The 20,182-nt window shown below is 63.0% G+C and carries 14 protein-coding genes, 1 tRNA gene and 2 rRNA genes; 10 read left to right on the top strand and 7 right to left on the bottom strand.

From position 1 onward, the window contains the following. The 5 genes from C479_RS09830 to C479_RS16920 form a co-directional block, all read right to left on the bottom strand. The coding region (locus C479_RS09830) for a DEAD/DEAH box helicase (RefSeq protein WP_007701685.1) at nucleotides 1-1,122 on the bottom strand (1,122 nt) is incomplete at its 3' end. A 113-nt stretch (nucleotides 1,123-1,235) separates the two neighbouring features. After that, entirely contained in the window at nucleotides 1,236-1,808 is a 573-nt protein-coding gene (locus tag C479_RS09835; protein WP_007701687.1) for a hypothetical protein, read from the bottom strand. Between the two features lie 113 nt (nucleotides 1,809-1,921). After that, nucleotides 1,922-2,437 (bottom strand): PH domain-containing protein, encoded by a 516-nt coding sequence (locus C479_RS09840; protein ID WP_007701688.1) that lies wholly within the window; start codon nucleotides 2,435-2,437, stop codon nucleotides 1,922-1,924. Between the two features lie 81 nt (nucleotides 2,438-2,518). Beyond that, nucleotides 2,519-3,916 (bottom strand): MATE family efflux transporter, encoded by a 1,398-nt coding sequence (locus tag C479_RS09845; RefSeq protein WP_007701690.1) that lies wholly within the window; start codon nucleotides 3,914-3,916, stop codon nucleotides 2,519-2,521. A gap of 39 nt (nucleotides 3,917-3,955) precedes the next feature. After that, nucleotides 3,956-4,081 (bottom strand): hypothetical protein, encoded by a 126-nt coding sequence (locus C479_RS16920; protein ID WP_275039662.1) that lies wholly within the window; start codon nucleotides 4,079-4,081, stop codon nucleotides 3,956-3,958. Between the two features lie 32 nt (nucleotides 4,082-4,113). On the opposite strand from C479_RS16920, the gene lipA reads away from it, so the two are divergent. From lipA to lpdA, 7 genes are all read left to right on the top strand, one after another. Continuing rightward, on the top strand, nucleotides 4,114-5,070 hold the full coding sequence (gene lipA, locus C479_RS09850) for a lipoyl synthase (protein WP_007701694.1): 957 nt from the start codon (nucleotides 4,114-4,116) through the stop codon (nucleotides 5,068-5,070). Nucleotides 5,071-5,291: 221 nt separating this feature from the next. Further along, entirely contained in the window at nucleotides 5,292-6,038 is a 747-nt protein-coding gene (locus C479_RS09855; protein WP_152415868.1) for a hypothetical protein, read from the top strand. Between the two features lie 531 nt (nucleotides 6,039-6,569). After that, nucleotides 6,570-7,679: a pyruvate dehydrogenase (acetyl-transferring) E1 component subunit alpha gene (gene pdhA, locus C479_RS09860; protein WP_007701700.1), complete on the top strand. Its 1,110-nt coding sequence runs from the start codon at nucleotides 6,570-6,572 to the stop codon at nucleotides 7,677-7,679. Between the two features lie 2 nt (nucleotides 7,680-7,681). Continuing rightward, a complete protein-coding gene (locus tag C479_RS09865) occupies nucleotides 7,682-8,698 on the top strand; it encodes an alpha-ketoacid dehydrogenase subunit beta (RefSeq protein ID WP_007701703.1) in 1,017 nt (338 codons plus the stop codon). 2 nt (nucleotides 8,699-8,700) lie between these two features. After that, complete coding sequence (locus tag C479_RS09870; RefSeq protein ID WP_007701706.1) at nucleotides 8,701-10,290, top strand: 2-oxo acid dehydrogenase subunit E2; 1,590 nt, start codon at nucleotides 8,701-8,703, stop codon at nucleotides 10,288-10,290. Nucleotides 10,291-10,445: 155 nt separating this feature from the next. Next, nucleotides 10,446-11,666 (top strand): threonine ammonia-lyase, encoded by a 1,221-nt coding sequence (ilvA, locus tag C479_RS09875; RefSeq protein WP_007701709.1) that lies wholly within the window; start codon nucleotides 10,446-10,448, stop codon nucleotides 11,664-11,666. A gap of 256 nt (nucleotides 11,667-11,922) precedes the next feature. Beyond that, nucleotides 11,923-13,383 carry a dihydrolipoyl dehydrogenase gene (lpdA, locus tag C479_RS09880; RefSeq protein ID WP_007701712.1) on the top strand — a complete coding sequence of 487 codons (1,461 nt, stop codon included), beginning with the start codon at nucleotides 11,923-11,925 and terminating at the stop codon, nucleotides 13,381-13,383. A 129-nt stretch (nucleotides 13,384-13,512) separates the two neighbouring features. Here lpdA and C479_RS09885 read toward each other — a convergent pair whose 3' ends face one another. Together C479_RS09885 and C479_RS09890 are read right to left on the bottom strand one after the other, a co-directional pair. Continuing rightward, nucleotides 13,513-13,806 (bottom strand): DUF7521 family protein, encoded by a 294-nt coding sequence (locus tag C479_RS09885; RefSeq protein WP_007701714.1) that lies wholly within the window; start codon nucleotides 13,804-13,806, stop codon nucleotides 13,513-13,515. Further along, nucleotides 13,803-14,180, bottom strand: a complete 378-nt coding sequence (locus C479_RS09890) for a winged helix-turn-helix domain-containing protein (protein ID WP_007701716.1) — start codon at nucleotides 14,178-14,180, stop codon at nucleotides 13,803-13,805. The genes C479_RS09885 and C479_RS09890 overlap by 4 nt, the downstream gene beginning before the upstream one ends. A 1,143-nt stretch (nucleotides 14,181-15,323) precedes the next feature. Here C479_RS09890 and C479_RS09895 point away from each other — a divergent pair. The 3 genes from C479_RS09895 (at nucleotide 15,324) to C479_RS09905 (ending at nucleotide 20,135) form a co-directional block, all read left to right on the top strand. Then, a 16S ribosomal RNA gene (locus tag C479_RS09895) occupies nucleotides 15,324-16,797 on the top strand. 117 nt (nucleotides 16,798-16,914) lie between these two features. Continuing rightward, nucleotides 16,915-16,986, top strand: a tRNA-Ala gene (locus tag C479_RS09900). 229 nt (nucleotides 16,987-17,215) lie between these two features. Continuing rightward, nucleotides 17,216-20,135: ribosomal RNA gene (locus C479_RS09905) — 23S ribosomal RNA — on the top strand. The 16S and 23S rRNA genes sit together here with 1 tRNA gene alongside, the layout of an rRNA operon. Nucleotides 20,136-20,182: the final 47 nt, after the last annotated feature.

Here is a 20,182-nt window from a genome sequence, read left to right on the forward strand (position 1 = left end):
GATGTGTATAAGAGACAGCATGTCGACCTCGCCTTCGAGCGGGTCGTGATACTTCGTGTCCCGGATGACGACGCAGCGGGCGGGCAGGTTGACGCCCCAGGCGAGCGTCGTCGTCGAGAAGAGCAACTCGATCAGCCCCTCCTTGAACCACGCCTCGACGAGGTCCTTGTCGTTCTTCGAGAGGCCGGCGTGGTGGAAGGCGACCCCGTCTAACACCGACTTGCGGAGGGTATCGTTCTCGAGTTCCTTCGCGTCCGTGTGAAAGTCGTACTCCCCGCGGGCGCCCATCGGGATGTCGCGCTCGGCGATCTCGTCTCTGGCTTTCTTCGCGGCCTGGACGGTGTCCTGCCGGGAGGAGACGAAGACGAGCGACTGCCCGTCCTCCCGGAGGTGCGGTTCGGCGAGGTCGAGCGCGCGGTAGAGTCGGCGATATTTGTCGGCGAAGGCGTTCTCGCCGTGCGTGTAGGTCTTCACGTCGGCGTGGAGGTCTACGGGGCGGTACTCGTCGCCGAAGTCGAAGGTGCACGCCTCCGGCGCGTCGAGCCACGCGGCGACGTCGGCTACGTTGGGCATCGTCGCCGAGAGGGCGACGACGCGCGGGTCACAGAGCCGCCGCAGCCGGGAGATCGTCACCTCGAGGACGGAGCCCCGGCCGTCTGCGTCCAGCAGGTGCACCTCGTCGATCACGCAGCAGTCGATGTCGGTGACGAAGTCGTACCGACGCGAATCGTGCTTTCGCGTCGCCGAATCCAGCTTTTCGGGCGTCATCACCAGAATGTCGGCCCGGCGGGCCCGGCGCGGATTCAGGTCGCGCTCGCCGGTGACGACGTAGACCGAGTAGTCGAGTTCCTCGAACCGGTCCCAGTCGGCTTCCTTCTCGTTGGTCAGCGCGCGAAGCGGCGCGACGAACAGGGCCGTCCCGCCCGAATCCAGCGCCTTGCAGATCGCCAACTCTGCGAGCGCGGTCTTGCCGGACGCGGTCGGCGCGCTCGCGACGACGTTTGCCTCGCGCTCTAATAGGGCCGGGAGGGCCTCGCGTTGCATCCGGTTGAACGACTCGAACGCGAACGCCTCGGCGAAATCGGCCTCGAGCGAGTCGGCGAGAACCTCGGCGACGTCCATCTATCGGAGACGGGCGTCGGCCCGTGAAAGGCGTTTCCTTCGCGGCGACACCGTTCTTCGTCGGTACATCGAGGCGGCAAAAACGGATGATTCAGCAGCGTCGCCAGCCGTCGTCACCTGAGCGCCGACGTGAGCACGGCACCAGCCGTGGCGAACACGAGCGGGTAGAGGATCCCGGCGAGGACGACGGCCGGGAGGAGCGCGGGGGCCATCGAGCCACTTGCATCGATCCCCCATACTGCCCCCTCTCTACTCGACTCGACGACTATCGCGCCGAGACTCATCACGACACCGTAGCCGAGCGCGACTGGCGCTCCGGCCACGACGGCGCTGCCGAGGTCGTGCACGTCGAGCCGATACGCCAGCAGCGCGCCGGCGAACAGGAGCACGACGGGCGGAATAGCATACAGCAGATCGGCGTTCGCGCTTCCCGATTCGCTGATCAGGTTGATCGTATCAGTGCCGCTGATCCCACCGACGGAGCCGCTCCGTTCCAGTTCGACGAAGTGGGCGCTGAAGTAGTACCAGGCCGTTCCCTTCCACTCCGCGAAGTTCTCTAGATTCTCTCTGACCTCGTCCCGCATCAGGAGTGTAGTCAACAGGTAGCCGATCGCCGCGACGAGGACGCCGATTCCTGCACTCGCAGCGATGCGTCCGCCGTCCGTACCGCCGGCTGTTCGGGACATGGGGTCGATCCTGACCGACGGGCTTGCAATAAGCTTTCTGTAGGATGAAATAGTCCCTGTGGTGAACGTGTTATCGGTTTTTGCGTTCGAAACACAACTAATGACCAGTCACGCTACCGGTCCGTTCCGTCTCCCGACCGCCCGACCTGGGTGGCGAGGGCGGCCCTGGCCGCGTCGGGCTCGGGCGCTCGCTCGAAGGTGACCTCGGGTTCGTCCGATCCGGCGGTGTAGACGCCGATGTCGCCGTAGCCCAGGACCCGGCCGGCGACCGACTGCCGCAAGGTGGTGTTCTGTACCCGTTCGAGCGAGAGTTGCGTGACGTCGCGTGAGACGACACCACGTTTGGCGTAGAGCTGGTCGGTCGTGATCACGTAGCGCGTGTTCGTCCAGAACGCGTAGGCGACCGTTGCGACACCGATTCCGACGATGGCGACGGCGATGGCGAGCCAGCCGACCAGCTGGTAGCCGGCGTTCCACGCCCAGGCCGCGACGAGGAGGCCGGCGAGCGTGACGACGAGTCCGAGGACGAACCGCATCCCGAGGGCGATCGGGTGCGGCCGGTTCGTCCACGTGACCCGCTCGTCGTCGCGCAGGTGTACCCAGTCGGCCGTCTCTTGCGGGACGCTCACAGGGAGACGTTCGTGGATTCCGACATAGTTAGGGTGTGATTTCTCCCGCGTCGAGCGGGTCTGTGGGTCGGTGACTCGCGATCAGTCGCTCGCCGACTGGGCGGCCGCGACGGCCTGCCGGTTCATCCCCTCGGTCGTCTCGTAGTGGTAGTACGCCCCGAGTCCGACGGCGATGGCGGCGTTCGAGAGCGTGACGGCCCAGAAGACGCCCTGGACGTCGAACCCGAGCGGGTAGGCCAGGACGAGCGCGAGCGGGAGCCTGACGACCCAGTATTGGGCCAGCGAGGCGATCAGACTCGTCCGCGTCCGTCGCGCCCCGTTGAAGCCAGCCTGCAGGAGATACGTCGAGCCGATCGCCCAGTAGCCAAGCGCGAGGATCACGAGGTACTGTGCGGCCAGTTCGATCTCGTGTGGCTCGGCCTCCGGCATCGCAATCTCCGAGAGCGTCTCGGGAATCGCCAGCTGGACGAGGCCGACGAGGGTCAGCGCGCCGGCGGCGATGGCGACGCCGGTCCAGGTGGTCTGGCGGGCGCGCTCGGGGCGGTCGGCACCGAGGTTCTGCCCGATCATGCTCTGGGCGGCCTTCTGCAGCCCCATCGCGGGCACGAACGCGACGCTCGAGATGCGCGCGCCGACGGTGTAGGCCGCGATGGCGGGTGAGCCACCGACGGCCGAGACGACGCCGACCATCAGGACCCGTGCGGCCTGGCTCGCGGTGTACTGCCCGGCGGTGGGCCAGCCGATGTCGACAATTTCGCGACAGTCCTCGAGGTCGAAGACGAGGACCTCACGCGTGAGCGCGAACCCGTCCCGTCCGGTGACGAACATGCCGAGGCCGAGCAGGAAGCCACAGCCGTAGCCCAGTCCGGTCGCCAGCGCCGCGCCGGCGACGCCGAGTTCCGGTGCGGGTCCCCAGCCGAAGATGAGGAACGGGTCGAGGACGACGTTGACGACGACGGCGAGGAGGTTGATGTACAGCGCCGCTCGCGAGTCGCCCCACCCTACGAAGCCACCCTCGATAACGTCGCTCGCGGCCAGGACGGGCAGAAAGAGCGCGTAGATCGCGAGATACTCTGCGGCATACTGCGTCGTGAGTTCCTTCGCGCCGAAGAGGGCCATTCCCTCCTGTGCGAGGAAGAACGCGGCGATGCCGACGATGGCGCCGGCGACGATTCCGAGTGCCGTCCCGTTGACGGCCGCCCGTCGCCCGGCGACCAGCTCGTCGGCGCCGACGCGCTGGGAGACCAGGACTTGCGTCCCGACCATTACGCCGATGGTCATCACGCTGATCAGCGTCACGACGGGGAAGTTGAGCCCGACGGCGGCGACGGCCTCAACGCTGTGGCGGCCGAGAAAGAGCGTATCGATCAGCTGTTGGCCGACCTGCACGAGGTTCTGGACGAGCAGTGGGGCCGCGAGGACGAGCAACGTCCGCGTGATGGGGCCGTCCGTGATCGCCTCGCGATCGACGTCGAGCATACTCGATCCGGAAATTGCCGCTACCAACGATAAATGTTTTCATCCACAGTCAGTTGACAGAATTTCGTCCGTCGACGTCGATCCACCCGACTGCTCGTCCATCGAGCGGTCGTCGCGCTGGCGGGCGACGGTGTGGACCTGGTCCGCCTCGCGTCGGATCACCACGCTTTTTCACCATCGCCCCCGACACTCTCCGTATGAGCAGCGCCCGGAAGCCCGACTGGCTGAAGATGCAACCGCCGTCGGGACGGGAGTTCGCGGGGATCCGCGAGACGCTCCGCGAGCACGATCTCCACACCGTCTGCGAGGAGGCCAACTGCCCGAACCTGGGCGAGTGCTGGTCCGGCGGCGCCGGCACAGGCTCCGGCGACGGCGGGACGGCTACGTTCATGCTGATGGGTGAGAAGTGCTCGCGCGCTTGCAACTTCTGTGACGTCCAGACGGGTGGGATGGACCCGCTCGATCCGGATGAACCCGAAAACGTCGCGGACGCGATCGCCGAGATCGGTCTGGACTACGTCGTCCTCACCTCCGTCGACCGCGACGACCTCCCGGATCAGGGCGCCGGCCACTTCGCCGAGACGATCCGCGAGATCAAGCGGCGCCACCCCGGCATCCTCGTCGAGGTGTTGATTCCCGACTTCCAGGGTGAGGAGCGTCTCGTCCGGCAGATCATCGACGCTGATCCGGACGTCATCGCCCACAACGTCGAGACCGTCGAGCGCCTGCAGTTCCCGGTGCGGGATCGCCGCGCCGGCTACGAGCAGAGCCTGGGCGTCCTGGAACAGGTCGACCGCGAGTCGGACATCTACACCAAGACCTCGATCATGCTCGGCCACGGCGAGTACGACCACGAGGTCTACCAGACGCTGGCGGACTGTCGCGAACGCGGGGTCGACATCGTCACGCTTGGCCAGTACCTCCAGCCGTCGCGGAAGCATCTGGACGTCGAGCGCTACGATCACCCCGACAAGTACGAGACCTGGCGCCGCGTCGCCGAGGACGAACTCGACTTCCTCTACTGTGCCAGCGGCCCGATGGTCCGCTCGTCGTACAAGGCCGGCGAACTCTTCGTCGACGCCGTCCTCCGGGAAGGAAAGACGGTTGAACAGGCTCGCGCCGACGCTCGGACGACGACGGCAGAGTCCGTGTAATAGTCTGTTTGGACGTGTTTCAGCGCCGTACCGGCGACACACGGCGGGATCGTTAACCGTCGATAGGGGTCATTCCTCAAAGAGGCAGGTGTGGCTCCACCCTTAGTGACGGTGGACCATTTTTCGGGTGAGGGGTCCCTTCACGGCGTGTACCGATCTAGTCTCAAAATGTGACTATCGGGAGAAGTTATATATGTGTGTGTGTGGAATATCATAAGTGCATGGTTGAGAATAATACAACCAATGTAGGTCGACGGAAGATACTCGAGACAGCCGCCGGCGCCGCAATTTTCGGTGCCATTTCCAGTGGATCAGCCGGCGCAGCGACTGCCGGCACGGATCAACGAATCGTGGTTATTGGGACGGAGTCCTATCACAACCATCGATCGAGGAGCGACGCAAATGATATTATGTATACCGTAAGCGATTGGTGGGAGGAGGCGATTGCTGATGATGGTGAGTACGAGGCGACTTTTAGCTTCATGTTGGCGGAGATTCCCGAGGATGCACTCAAAAGTGACTACCTGAGTTATCGGCGGGAGCAAGCCGCCGATTGGTTGGATGCCAATCTCTCCAGTTTTGACTCTCGATCATCTTATTGCGTACTCGATTGGCACGAAGACGGCTACGTACACGGCCAGGCGGGACCTGCGGCGGCGATGACGGACTCGAAGGATAAGACGACGATCACGAATGTTTACCAACACGTCGGCGACGACTTCTACAGTGAGGTTGGGCCAGCCGCTACCGTTTTCCACGAGTTACTTCACGATTATTCGGCCTCACACTCTGATGCAGCTGTTGACACCTCCGATACGGCTTCTATCATGTATAGCGAGCTCTATGACGATGGTCATGGAGAGGATGACTTCTGTTTCTGGGTCGGTGACAAAGCCGATAAACGGTCCGATTGGACCACCTTCTGTACGGAAACGTCGGTCCGCTCCTATATAGACGACCACGCGTAGCGACGAACGGTTTAACGAGTGGGCTGACAAAATACCAAATATTTTGAATGTGTGTGGTGTATCCGTTGGTGGCAAACAGTACGAAAACCGTACACAAAGAGAACAACGAGGCTATACGCCATATCCAATGGTTTGGGCGTGAGGGCGAGCCAAATCTGTATAGCCGTGGACGGACTTAATTACGGTCTCTGGCTGGTATTAGGGCCGGAAGGGCCGCGTCTGGTTCGTCAGATTGGCGACTCCTTCCGCGATGCTTAATTCGATTGAGACAGGAAATTCCTGATACGGTCGGTGCCAGCAGTGGCCACGGAAACGCTTGTCGACGCGCGTCCAGTTCCTCCCGATAACTGAGAAAAAACTGGTCAAATGGTCTCTGTGTGGTTTTTTTAAAACATGAATTGGCTCCCTATCACCGCCTCGGCGACAACCTGTGGGACGCTGTCGCAATAATTCCGCTGTTAGTAAACTATTTACGAAAATTCTATACCGGGCGCGGTTCAATCGGGTAAATATGCGAAGGTGGGTCTACCCGTGAGTACGTTACAGCGTGAACCAGACGAACGCGTCCAGATTCTCGACGAAGACGGTCGAGTCCGCGAGGGCGCGACGGTACCGGATCTGGACGAGGACGCCCTCGTCCGGATGTACGAACAGATGCGCCTGGTCCGCCACTTCGACCAGCGCGCGGTTAGCCTCCAGCGCCAGGGGCGGATGGGCACCTATCCGCCGCTGTCCGGCCAGGAGGCCGCTCAGATCGGCAGCGCGACGGCGCTGGCGGAGGACGACTGGCTCTTCCCAAGTTACCGCGAGCACGGAGCCGGCCTCGTCCGCGGTCTCTCGCTGAAGCGCACCCTGCTGTACTGGATGGGCCACGAGCATGGGAACTACATCCCGGAGGACGTCAACATGTTCACGGTCGCAGTGCCGATCGCGACGCAGATCCCCCACGCCACGGGGACCGCGTGGGCGTCCCGGCTTAAAGGCGAAGAGAAGGCCTTCCTCTGTTACTTCGGTGACGGCGCCACATCGGAAGGTGACTTCCACGAGGGGCTGAACTTCGCCGGGGTCTTCGACGCGCCCGCGGTGTTCTTCTGCAACAACAACCAGTGGGCGATCTCGGTGCCCCGAGAGCGCCAGACTGCGAGCGAGACCATCGCCCAGAAGGCGACGGCCTACGGCTTCGAGGGCGTCCAGGTCGACGGCATGGACCCACTGGCCGTCTACCAGGTGACCCGCGACGCCGTCGCGAAGGCCAAGAATCCGGGCGAGGACGAACTCCGCCCGACGCTGATCGAGGCGGTCCAGTACCGCTTCGGCGCCCACACCACCGCCGACGACCCCTCGGTCTACCGCGACGAGGAGGAAGTCGAGCGCTGGAAGGCGAAGGATCCGATCCCGCGCATGGAGACGTTCCTGCGCAATTACGGTATGCTCGACGACGAGCGCGTCGACGCGATCGAGTCCCGTGTCGATGACGAGGTCGCCGATGCCATCTCGGCGGCCGAGGAGTTCGCGGACGCCGAGCCCGAGGAGATCTTCGCGCACGTCTACGAGGGCATGCCGAAACGACTGCAAGAACAGCTCGAGTGGCTCGAAACGCTTCGCGAACGCCACGGTGACGAGGCACTGCTGGAGGACTGACAATGACGGCGCAACAACAATCTCAACCGGCCGACGACGCAGAAACCGAGAGCCTCACGCTCGTCCAGGCGGTCCAGGACGGCCTCGAGACGGAGATGGCTCGCGACGACGACGTGCTCGTCATGGGCGAGGACGTCGGGGAGAACGGCGGCGTCTTCCGTGCCACGGACGGCCTCTACGAACAGTTCGGCGAGGATCGCGTGATCGACACGCCGCTCGCGGAGTCGGGCATCGTCGGGACGGCCGTCGGCATGGCCGCCTACGGCATGCGCCCGGTCGCCGAGATGCAGTTCCTCGGCTTCATCTACCCGGCGTTCGACCAGATCGTCTCGCACGCCGCACGCCTTCGCACGCGTTCGCGCGGGCGGTTCGAATGTCCGCTCGTCGTCCGCGCGCCCTACGGCGGCGGCATTCGTGCGCCGGAGCACCACTCCGAGTCCTCGGAGGCCTTCTTCGCCCACCAGCCCGGTCTCAAGGTCGTCGTCCCCTCGACGCCGTACGACACGAAGGGGCTGCTGACGAGCGCGATCCGCAGTCAGGATCCCGTAATGTTCCTCGAACCGAAGCTCATCTACCGGGCGTTCCGCGAGGACGTCCCCACGGAGTCCTACGAGATTCCCCTCGGCGAGGCCGCCGTCCGCCGCGAGGGATCCGACATCTCGGTGTTCACCTGGGGAGCGATGACGCGGCCCACGATCGAGGCCGCCGAAGAACTGGAGGACGAGATCGACGTCGAAGTCGTCGACCTCCGGACGCTCTCGCCGCTCGACGAGGAGACGATCGTCGAGTCCTTCAAGAAGACCGGTCGCGCCGCGGTCGTCCACGAGGCGCCCAAGACGGGTGGCCTCGCCGGCGAGATCACGGCCACGCTCCAGGAGGAGGCACTGCTCTACCAGGAGGCGCCGGTCGAGCGCATCACCGGGTTCGACACGCCGTTCCCGCTGTACGCGCTGGAGGACTACTACCTGCCGGAAGCGGAACGAATCGTCGACGGTATCCGTAACGCGGTGGAGTTCTAACCATGACGATGGAATTCACCCTCCCCGACGTCGGCGAAGGTGTCGCCGAAGGCGAACTCGTCTCCTGGCTCGTCGAACCCGGCGACACGGTTAGCGAGGACCAGCCGGTCGCGGAAGTCGAGACCGACAAGGCCCTCGTCGAGGTCCCATCTCCGACGAACGGCACCGTCCGCGAACTGCACTGGGCGGAAGGCGACGTCGTCCCCGTCGGCGATCTCTTCATCACGTACAACGTCGAGGGCGAGGACGATCAGGACGTAACGGAACAGGGCACCGATACCGCCTCCGCGGAGCAGGGTGGTGCGGATGCGGCCGCTGATGCCGACGCGGCTACCGACACCGGGTCCGAAGCGGGTGGCGAGGCCGACGAATCGGGCGAGACCGACACGCCGTCCGGACGCGTCTTCGCGCCGCCGTCGGTCCGCCGGCTCGCTCGCGAACTGGGCGTCGACATCGAGACGGTCGAGGGCACCGGCCCGAGCGGGCGACTGACCGAGGGCGACGTCCGTGCGGCAGCGGAGAGCGACGAACCGACACCGGCCGATCCGGGCGACGAACAGGCCACGGAGACGGCCGCCGACGCGTCGACCGGAACCGAGGATGCTGACGAATCGGCCACGCCGGAGTCGACCCAGTCGGCCGCCACGCGCGGCGGCGCGATGGCACAGGTCGAGGCGGCCGATCGCGAACGGACGCTGGCAGCGCCCGCGACGCGCAAACTCGCCGAGGAGGAGGGCGTCGACCTGAACACCGTCCCGGCCGACGAGGAGCGCGACGGCGAGGCGTTCGTCACGCCCGAGGCGGTTACGGAGTACGCCCAGGCCCAGCGCCAGGCCCAGGAGGCAGATGCTGCGGCCGTCGCGACCGGCAAGACCGGTCCGCGAGAGCGCCGCGAGCCGTTCAAGGGCGTTCGCAAGACCATCGCCGACGCGATGGTCGAGTCGAAGTTCTCTGCGCCTCACGTCACCCACCACGACGAGGTCGACGTGACGAAGCTCGTCGAGACCCGCGAGCGACTGAAGCCGATCGCCGAGGAGCAGGGGATCCGCCTGACCTTCATGCCGTTCATCATGAAGGCCGTCGTCGCCGCGCTGGAGGAGTACCCCGAGATGAACGCGGTGATCGACGAGGACAACGAAGAGGTCGTCTACCGGAACTACCACAACATCGGCGTCGCGGCGGCGACCGACGTCGGTCTGATGGTACCGGTCGTCGACGACGCTGACCACAAGGGCATGCTCCAGCTCTCTTCCGAGATGAACGAACTCGTCTCGAAGGCCCGCGAGCGCACCATATCGCCCGACGAACTCCAGGGGTCGACGTTCACCATCACGAACATCGGCGGTATCGGCGGCGAGTACGCCACGCCGATCTTGAACTACCCCGAATCGGGCATCCTGGCCGTCGGCGAGATCAAGCGCAAACCCCGCGTCGTCACCGACGAGAACGGCGAGGAGTCGATCGAGCCGCGCTCGGTCATGACCCTCTCGCTGTCGTTCGACCACCGCCTCATCGACGGCGCCGTCGGCGCACAGTTCACCAACGAGGTCATGAAGTACCTCGAAGAGCCGGAACGGCTGCTGCTTGAGTAACGCGCTCGCTCGTCGCGTTCGGATCTTACGTCGTTTTTGTTCGGTGTGAGCCGAGAACGAGTCCCTTTCCGCTTGCGAACCTATCCAGCTTCAGGTCCGTTTACGCACCGTCGAAACCGAAGAAGAGTTCATCCCCGCCCACGAAGCCCGCCGGTATGGGAGACGTTGGGTTAGCTGACGTACGGCGGGCGCGCGAGCGGTTCGACGACGAGTCGGTGGTCAGAGAGACGCCGCTCGAACTGAACCGCTCGCTGTCGGCCATGGCAGACGCGACGGTCCACATGAAGATGGAGCACCTCCAGCGGACGGGCTCGTTCAAGACGCGGGGTGCCTACAACAAGCTGGTCCAGCTGGCCGAACGCGGCGACGTCTCGCGCGTCGTCGCGGCGAGTGCGGGTAACCACGCCCAGGGCGTCGCCATCGCGGCGACGAAGAACGACATCGACTCGACGATCGTGATGCCGCGTCACGCCCCGCAGGCGAAGGTCGACGCGACGCGCAGTTACGGCGGCGACGTCGAACTCGAGGGGACGGACTTCCGGGCGGCGATGGCCCACGCCCAGACCCTCACGGACGGTGACGACGTGGAGTTCGTCCACGCCTACGACGACCCGGCGATCGTCGCCGGACAGGGCACGCTCGGGCTGGAGATCTACGAGGCCCTGCCAGCGGTAGACACGGTTATCGTCCCGATCGGGGGCGGCGGGCTCATCGGTGGGATCAGTGCCGCGCTCGCGGAACTCGACTCCGAGATCCGGGTCGTTGGCGTGCAGGCCGAGGCGGCCGCGACGGTCCCCGACAGCCTCGACAAGGGGATCCCCCAGTCGATCGACGACGCGAAAACCATCGCGGATGGCATCGCGACCGGCGGCATCTCCGAGCTGACGTTCGCCCTCATTCAGGAACACGTCGACGAGGTCGTCACCGTCTCCGACGACAAGATCGCCAGCGCGACGCTCCTGCTGCTCGAACGCGCCAAGCAACTCGTCGAGGGTGCCGGTGCGGCGTCGGTCGCGGCACTGCTCTCTGCGGACCTCGACGTGGCGGACGAGACGGTCGTCCCGGTTCTTGGCGGGGGAAACATCGACATCTCGATGCTCCAGACGGTCCTTGATCACGCACTGACCGACCGAGACCAGCTCCTCCGCCTGCGCGTGCGAATCGAAGACCAGCCGGGCAAGATGGAGGCCGTGTCGGGACTCATCTCGGATCGGGGCGCGAACATCCGGACCGTCAGGCACGATCGTGCCGTCGGCAATCTGCAGGTCGGCGAGGCGTACCTCGTCTTCCAGATCGTCACCAGCGGGTCCGAGCACGCCCGGACGGTTATCGAGGCGATCGAAGCCGCGGGGTACGAGGTTTCGCGGGTCAACTGATCGTAGGACTGCGGCTCGAAGTTCTCGGCTACGTGCTGGCGAGTCCCAGTCTCCCGTTTCACTGGTCGTCGCCGGTGAGTGCATGGGCCACTCGCGTGTCGCGAATCCACACGCCGATCGCCACTATCTGTGTAGTTCTGGGGGCAAATACGGAGATTCGATGGACGGATGGGCACTAAATCTACAACCCGTTTCGAGTAACACAGGCGCAATACCTGCCCGTTTTTATATCTCGACTGGATTTGTCTACGTAGCAATGGTCGTCGGAGACGTAACTACTGGAACGGACGTGTTAGTGATCGGCGGCGGGCCGGCTGGCTACGCGGCCGCGATCCGCGCCGGACAGCTCGACCTCGACGTGACGCTCGTCGAGAAGGACGCCTACGGCGGGACCTGCCTGAACCACGGCTGCATCCCGTCGAAGGCATTGATTACGGCGACCGACGTGGCCCACGAGGCCCGTCACGCCGAGGAGATGGGGATACACGCCGACCCGGCGGTCGACATGGCCGGCATGGTCGACTGGAAGGACGGCGTGGTCGACCAGCTCACGAGCGGCGTCGAGAAACTCTGCAAGGCAAACGGCGTCTCCCTGATGGAGGGGACGGCGAAGTTCGCCGACGAGAACTCGGTTCGTGTCTCCCACGGCGGGGAGGGCCAGGGCTCGGAATCCGTCGACTTCGAGCACGCGATCGTCGCCACGGGATCGCGCCCGATCCAGATCCCCGGTTTCGACTTCGCCGACGAACCCGTCCTCAGCTCGAAGGACGCCCTGTCGCTCGGCTCGGTTCCGGAATCGCTGGTCATCGTGGGTGCCGGCTACATCGGGATGGAACTCGCCGGCGTCTACGCGAAGCTCGGGACCGACGTCACCGTCGTCGAGATGCTAGACGAGATGCTCCCGGCGTATCCAGACGACCTCGCCCGACCGGTGGCCCAGCGCGCCGAGGAACTCGGCATCGACTTCCACTTCGGGTACAGCGCCTCCGAGTGGCAGGACCTGGGCGACGGGATTCGCGTCGTCGCCGAACCCGCGGACGCCGTCGCCAGCGACGGTGGTGCCGAAGCGGTCGAAGCCGACCCGATCGAACTCGATACGGAGAAGGTCCTCGTCGCGGTCGGCCGGCAACCGGTCTCCGACACGCTCGACATCGAGGCGGCCGGCATCGAGACCGACGATCGCGGCTTCATTCCCACTGACGACCGCGGGCGGACGAACGTCGACCACATCCACGCGGTCGGCGACGTCGCCGGCGAGCCGATGCTCGCTCACAAGGGCATGTACGAGGGCGAGACCGTCGCCGAGGTCATCGCCGGCGAACCCGCCGCGATCGATTACCAGGCGATGCCTGCCGTCGTCTTCACCGATCCGGAGATCGCGACCGTCGGGATGACCGAGGACGAGGTCGACGACGCTGGCTTCGAGCCGCTCGTCGGGAAGTTCCCGTTCCGTGCCAGCGGCCGCGCGCTGACGACCGGTCACGCGGACGGCTTCGTGAAGGTCGTCGCCGACGAGGAGAGTGGATTCTTGCTCGGTGCGTCCGTCGTCGGGCCCGAGGCCTCCGAATTGCTCGGCGAACTCGGCCTCGCGGTCGAACTTGGCGCGACGGTCGAAGACGTCTCGAGTACCATCCACGCACACCCGACTCTCTCCGAGTCCGTGATGGAGGCCGCCGCGAACGCGCTCGACCAGGCGATCCACACGCTGAACCGGTAGGTCGTTTCACTCGCTGTTTCTCTCGGTTCCGGTCGTTTTCGATCGTCGCCGTGTCGACTCCCGCCCCGAAAATCGTGTGCTGGAGAGAATGGGGGTGGCGAACTCGAAGCCAGCGCTGCGCTGTGTGACCTACTGCACGTACAGCGAGTACGCGATGACGGTGAATCCGGCCAGAACGAGGACACTCTCGGCGAGCACACCGAGTTCGAGACTCACGTCGAGGATTTCGTGCAACAACCCAGCGAAGGCCAGCCCCAGCGTGACCAGGCCGAACCCGCCGGCCAGGAGACCGAGTGCACGCTGTCTCGTTCGCCGATACGCCTTCAACGCGAAGAAGGTGACGAGGCCGCCGACGATGAGGACCAGCGTCTTCACGACGGCGAGGGCGATCGTTACCTCCGATGTGGCTGTGTATAGACTCATGTTTCTCTCCTGACTTCCGACCACAGTTCGGCGCGGCGCTCGTCCGCCGTCCGGGCGGGACGGTCGAGGGCGACCTCGAGTTCGTGGTCCGGTCCGAGACTGATCCTGACCTCGTCGAACGCGACGATGTACTTGCTCGCGTGGTGACCATCTCGCCGTATCTCCGTCGTCTCCTCCAACAACGTGGCGTCAGTCAACTGCTCTAACTTCCGATAGAGCGTCGACTGGGGGATCTCACAGCGTGACTGGATCTCCGACGCGGTCAGTGGCTCGTCTAATGCGGTAATGATCTCCCGACAGTCCGGATCGTCGAGAGCGGCACAGATGTCCGCGGTCGAGGGACCATCCTCGGACCCGAACGGGTTCCGGACCATTCGTCCCCTGCTACTCACCCCCTGCCCATAGTCGCGTCGGTTACTGCCCGCTGGATACGCTCGCTCGCCCTGTCACCCGTGATATCGGGGGAATCACTCTCGTCAGATCGATCTCATGGACTCCGGGTGAGTCTTACCCCCTGGACCACACCGAACCCATCTGGTATAACGAAGGGGCCTTACGCACGTGCGCCCCCGTTGTACACGCGCGGGTATCATCCGATCAGACCGTACCTGCGAGGGAGGGATGACCGATCGACCTCCGCCCGCGCGATATGCGTTCTCCGACACACGCTCTTCGACTACGGCCACTGTCCGCTCCAATTGCAACTCGACCAGCTGGGCCCCTCAGTGGAGACCCTCTCGATCGCCTCGCTGTTGAACCCGGTTCGGCACCCATGGTCGTCATGCACACCCACATTCATATACTGCCGAACGATTCGACTTTCGTGCAAAATCGTGGCATGGTATCGGGGCCCGGAGTGCGATTCGTTCGACGGCCTTATATAGGCACCCGGGCTTCCAAATGAATGNCTTTCGTGCAAAATCGTGGCATGGTATCGGGGCCCGGAGTGCGATTCGTTCGACGGCCTTATATAGGCACCCGGGCTTCCAAATGAATGCGAAGGACGTGGCGCATCGCGCCACTCCCTCCGGCCGCATTCCGGCACGGAGGCAGGAACCATCCGCCCTCGATCGACGGCTCGGCCGTCGCTCGGCAACGGCATCCGACCCGGTCGGCGTGACCGGGCATCGATCCCCTTATATGCAAGTGGGGTCAAGGATCGGATCCGCAATGGCGTCGCCGGCTGCGAACTTTCGGCGCGCCGCGATCCGTTGCCCTTAAGTGTCCGAGAGGGCTCGGATGGAACACAACGGATGGCCGCCGGCGCGTTGGATGTGCCGGTGGTCGGACGGATCGGGTCCGAAGGGGTTAAGTCCCTCTCGCGGATTACGAATACGTCCGAAGGAGATGAGGATTCCACCCCTGCGGTCCGCCGTTAAGATGGGATCTGATGTTAGCCTCGACAGTTCGGTGACGCTCGATCGGTCGGTTCCGATCTGGTCGCCGAACGGACCACGCAATGTGTGAGTGTGCGATATCATTCACCGCCAGACCCCGACGTTCAGTCGGGGAATAGCATTCCGGTTGATCCTGCCGGAGGTCATTGCTATTGGAGTCCGATTTAGCCATGCTAGTCGCACGAGTTCAGACTCGTGGCAGATAGCTCAGTAACACGTGGCCAAACTACCCTGTCGATCGGGACACCCTCGGGAAACTGAGGCTAATCCCGGATACGGCTCGCTGCCTGGAGTTGGCGCGAGCCCGAAACGTTCAGGCGCGACAGGATGTGGCTGCGGCCGATTAGGTAGACGGTGGGGTAACGGCCCACCGTGCCGATAATCGGTACGGGTTGTGAAAGCAAGAGCCCGGAGACGGAATCTGAGACAAGATTCCGGGCCCTACGGGGCGCAGCAGGCGCGAAACCTTTACACTGCACGCGAGTGCGATAGGGGGACTCCAAGTGCGAGGGCATACAGTCCTCGCTTTTCACCACCGTAAGGAGGTGGTAGAATAAGTGCTGGGCAAGACCGGTGCCAGCCGCCGCGGTAATACCGGCAGCACGAGTGATGACCGCTATTATTGGGCCTAAAGCGTCCGTAGCCGGCCGGGCAAGTCCATCGGGAAATCCGCACGCCTAACGTGCGGGCGTCCGGTGGAAACTGCTTGGCTTGGGACCGGAAGATCCAGAGGGTACGTCTGGGGTAGGAGTGAAATCCTGTAATCCTGGACGGACCACCGGTGGCGAAAGCGCTCTGGAAAGACGGATCCGACGGTGAGGGACGAAAGCTTGGGTCACGAACCGGATTAGATACCCGGGTAGTCCAAGCTGTAAACGATGTCTGCTAGGTGTGGCACAGGCTACGAGCCTGTGCTGTGCCGTAGGGAAGCCGTGAAGCAGACCGCCTGGGAAGTACGTCTGCAAGGATGAAACTTAAAGGAATTGGCGGGGGAGCACTACAACCGGAGGAGCCTGCGGTTTAATTGGACTCAACGCCGGACATCTCACCAGCATCGACAGTAGCTGTGACGGTCAGTGTGATGAGCTTACTAGAGCTACTGAGAGGAGGTGCATGGCCGCCGTCAGCTCGTACCGTGAGGCGTCCTGTTAAGTCAGGCAACGAGCGAGACCCGCACGCCTAATTGCCAGCAACACCCTTGAGGTGGTTGGGTACATTAGGCGGACTGCCAGTGCCAAACTGGAGGAAGGAACGGGCAACGGTAGGTCAGTATGCCCCGAATGTGCTGGGCGACACGCGGGCTACAATGGTCGAGACAGTGGGATGCCACCCCGAGAGGGGGCGCTAATCTCCGAAACTCGATCGTAGTTCGGATTGCGGACTGAAACTCGTCCGCATGAAGCTGGATTCGGTAGTAATCGCGCTTCAGAAGAGCGCGGTGAATACGTCCCTGCTCCTTGCACACACCGCCCGTCAAAGCACCCGAGTGAGGTCCGGATGAGGCTGCCGGTATGGCAGTCGAATCTGGGCTTCGCAAGGGGGCTTAAGTCGTAACAAGGTAGCCGTAGGGGAATCTGCGGCTGGATCACCTCCACAGACCGGGACTGGGGCGCTGCCCCAGCCCACTTGGTCCGCTTTCGCGCGATCGCCGTTCTCGGCCGATCGGGCACCTTAGAACTGTCGAGGCTAGAGCCCCTCGTGATCGAGGGGTGGGCCCATAGCTCAGTGGGAGAGTGCCTCCTTTGCAAGGAGGATGCCCTGGGTTCGAATCCCAGTGGGTCCATGACTCGGGACGATCGCGGATCGTGCCCCTTAAGTGGGGGACGGCCCGATGATCGAGTCCGAAGAACCGATGCACCACTCCGCGCAAGCGTGAGTGGGAAGGGTTAATGCACGCCTGCAGTCACAGGCGTTTGCAGATGAGACCGTGTGTACGTGTAGTCCAGGCGTCCACTGGACCCGTTCTCCGGGTTACTGATCGCTGTCTTCGGACAGCGTGATTTCCGATCCGACGAACGTGGCTACTGTGCCAGCTGGTGGATCGCTCGGCTCGAGAGCCGATGACGGACGTGCCAAGCTGCGATAAGCTCAGGGGACCCGCACGGAGGGGAAGAACCTGAGATTTCCGAATAGGAATCCTCTTTGCAATTGCTTTGCGCAATAGGGAACGTCGAGAATTGAAACATCTTAGTATCGACAGGAAGAGAAAGCAAGTCGCGATGTCGTTAGTAACGGCGAGTGAACCCGACACAGTCCAAACCGAAGCCTTCGGGCAATGTGGTGTTCGGACTGACTTTCAGCATCGGACCCGCTACAAGAAATCTCCTGGAATGGAGTACGAAACAGGGTGACAGTCCCGTACTGTAGTGTAGTACGTTGTGCGTCAGCTCCAGAGTATCGGGGGTTGGATATCCCTCGTGAAGATCGCGGGCATCGACCGCGAAGACTAAACACTCCTCGAGACCGATAGCGAACAAGTAGCGTGAGCGAACGCTGAAAAGCACCCCACAAAGGGAGGTGCAATAGGGCGTGAAATCAGTTGGCGATAGAGCGACGGGGCACGAAAGGTCCTGACCCAAACGACCGAGACGCGAGTCTCCAGTAGGCCGGTCAGGAAGCCGGTGTTCCGTCGTACGTTTTGAAAAACGAACCAGGGAGTGTGCCTGTTTGACGAGTCTAACCCGATCATCGGGGAAGGCGTAGGGAAACCGATACGGCCGCAGCGCTTTGCGTGAGGGCCACCGTGTTCAAGCGCGGGGAGTCAGACGGGCACGACCCGAAACCGGACGATCTAGGCGTGGGCAAGGTGAAGCGTGCCGAAAGGCACGTGGAGGCCTGTTAGCGTTGGTGTCCTACAACACCCTCGCGTGACCTATGTCTAGGGGTGAAAGGCCCATCGAGTCCGGAAACAGCTGGTTCCAACCGAAACATGTCGAAGCATGACCTCTGCTGAGGTAGTTCGTGGGGTAGAGCCACGGATTGGGTGACCGGCCTCCGAGAGGAGTTCGCCACCCTGTCCAACTCCGAACCTACGAACGCCGTCGACGCAGGGAGTCCGGTATGCGGGGTAAGCCTGTGTACCGTGAGGGAGACAACCCAGAGCTGGGTTAAGGTCCCCAAGTGTGGACTAAGTGCGATCGAAGGTGGTCGCAAGCCCTAGACAGCCGGGAGGGGAGCTTAGAAGCAGCTACCCTCTAAGAAAAGCGTAATAGCTTACCGGCCGAGGTTTGCGGCGCCGAAAATGATCGGGGCTCAAGTCCACCACCGAGACCTGGCGGCACCACCCATAGTGGTGATCCTGTAGGTTGGCGTACTGTTCGGGCGGAAGCACGGGAGAGATCTCGTGTGGACCGTGCAGTAACGAAAATCCTGGTCATAGTAGCAGCGTTAGTCGGGTTAGAACCCCGACGGCCGAACGAGTAAGGGTTCCTCAGCAATGCTAATCAGCTGAGGGTTAGCCGGTCCTAAGTCTCACCGCAACTCGAGTGAGTCGAAAGGGAAACAGATTAATATTTCTGTGCCGGTGTGCAATCAAAGTCGACGCTTTGGGGTCGCTCAAGCCGGGCTATCGCCCGGTCGAACTGTCAAAGTTCGTGGAAGCCGTAATGGCACGAAGCGAACGAACGGCAGGATAGCGCAAGTTGAGTCAACCTAGAGCCCGTGAAAAGACGAGCACCCCGTCCGTACCGAGATCCGACACAGGTACTCGTGGCGGCGAAAGCCAAGGCCTGTCGGGATCAACCGACGTTAGGGAATTCGGCAAGTTAGTCCCGTACGTTCGCAATAAGGGATGCCTGCCCCGCAATGGGGCAGGTCGCAGTGACTCGGGCGCTCCGACTGTCTAGTAACAACATAGGTGACCGCAAATCCGCAAGGACTCGTACGGTCACTGAATCCTGCCCAGTGCAGGTATCTGAACACCCCGTACAAGGGGACGAAGGACCTGTTAACGGCGGGGGTAACTATGACCCTCTTAAGGTAGCGTAGTACCTTGCCGCTTCAGTAGCGGCTTGCATGAATGGATCAACGAGAGCGCCACTGTCCCAACGTTGGGCCCGGTGAACTGTACGTTCCAGTGCGGAGTCTGGAGACCCCCAAGGGGAAGCGAAGACCCTATAGAGCTTTACTGCAGGCTGTCGCTGAGACGTGGTCGCTACTGTGCAGCATAGGTAGGAGCCGTTACACAGGTACCCGCGCTAGCGGGCCACCGAGGCATCATTGAAATACTACCCGGTAGTGACTGCGACTCTCACTCCTGGCGGAGGACACCGGTAGCCGGGCAGTTTGACTGGGGCGGTACGCGCTTGAAAAGATATCGAGCGCGCCCCAAGGTTTCCTCACTCGGGTCGGAGACCCGAGACAGAGCGCAAGAGCATACGGAAGCCTGACAGTGTCCGGCACAACGACGGACGCTGACGCGAAAGCGTGGTCTAGCGAACCAATTAGCCTGCTTGATGCGGGCAATTGCTGACAAAAAAGCTACCTTAGGGATAACAGAGTCGTCACTCGCAAGAGCACATATCGACCGAGTGGCTTGCTACCTCGATGTCGGTTCCCTCCATCCTGCCCGTGCAGAAGCGGGCAAGGGTGAGGTTGTTCGCCTATTAAAGGAGGTCGTGAGCTGGGTTTAGACCGTCGTGAGACAGGTCGGTTGCTATCTATTGGGGGTGTTATGGTTCCTGACGGGAACGTTCGTATAGTACGAGAGGAACTACGAATGGGTGCCACTGGTGTACCGGTTGTTCGAGAGAGCACGTGCCGGGCAGCCACGCACCACGGGGTAAGAGCTGAACGCATCTAAGCTCGAAACCCACCTGGAAAAGAGGAACCGCCGAGACCACTCGTAGAAGACGAGTTCGATAGACTCGGGGTGTACGCACCGAGGCAACGAGGTGTTGAGCCCGCGAGCACTAATCGGTCGAGCCACCATTCATAATTCGCATGGATCGGACCCGGAGTTCGGGTCCAGGCGCGAACTG

The sequence above is a fragment of the Halovivax asiaticus JCM 14624 genome (assembly GCF_000337515.1).
GTDB classification, from domain to species: Archaea; Halobacteriota; Halobacteria; order Halobacteriales; family Natrialbaceae; genus Halovivax; species Halovivax asiaticus.

Coding starts and splice junctions, on each gene's coding strand:
- C479_RS09835 (WP_007701687.1), bottom strand. CDS start 1,808: ATGTCCCGAACAGCCGGCGGTACGGACGGCGGACGCATCGCTGCGAGT.
- C479_RS09845 (WP_007701690.1), bottom strand. CDS start 3,916: ATGCTCGACGTCGATCGCGAGGCGATCACGGACGGCCCCATCACGCGG.
- lipA (WP_007701694.1), top strand. CDS start 4,114: ATGAGCAGCGCCCGGAAGCCCGACTGGCTGAAGATGCAACCGCCGTCG.
- C479_RS09855 (WP_152415868.1), top strand. CDS start 5,292: ATGGTTGAGAATAATACAACCAATGTAGGTCGACGGAAGATACTCGAG.
- C479_RS09865 (WP_007701703.1), top strand. CDS start 7,682: ATGACGGCGCAACAACAATCTCAACCGGCCGACGACGCAGAAACCGAG.
- C479_RS09870 (WP_007701706.1), top strand. CDS start 8,701: ATGACGATGGAATTCACCCTCCCCGACGTCGGCGAAGGTGTCGCCGAA.
- ilvA (WP_007701709.1), top strand. CDS start 10,446: ATGGGAGACGTTGGGTTAGCTGACGTACGGCGGGCGCGCGAGCGGTTC.
- lpdA (WP_007701712.1), top strand. CDS start 11,923: ATGGTCGTCGGAGACGTAACTACTGGAACGGACGTGTTAGTGATCGGC.
- C479_RS09885 (WP_007701714.1), bottom strand. CDS start 13,806: ATGAGTCTATACACAGCCACATCGGAGGTAACGATCGCCCTCGCCGTC.
- C479_RS09890 (WP_007701716.1), bottom strand. CDS start 14,180: ATGGTCCGGAACCCGTTCGGGTCCGAGGATGGTCCCTCGACCGCGGAC.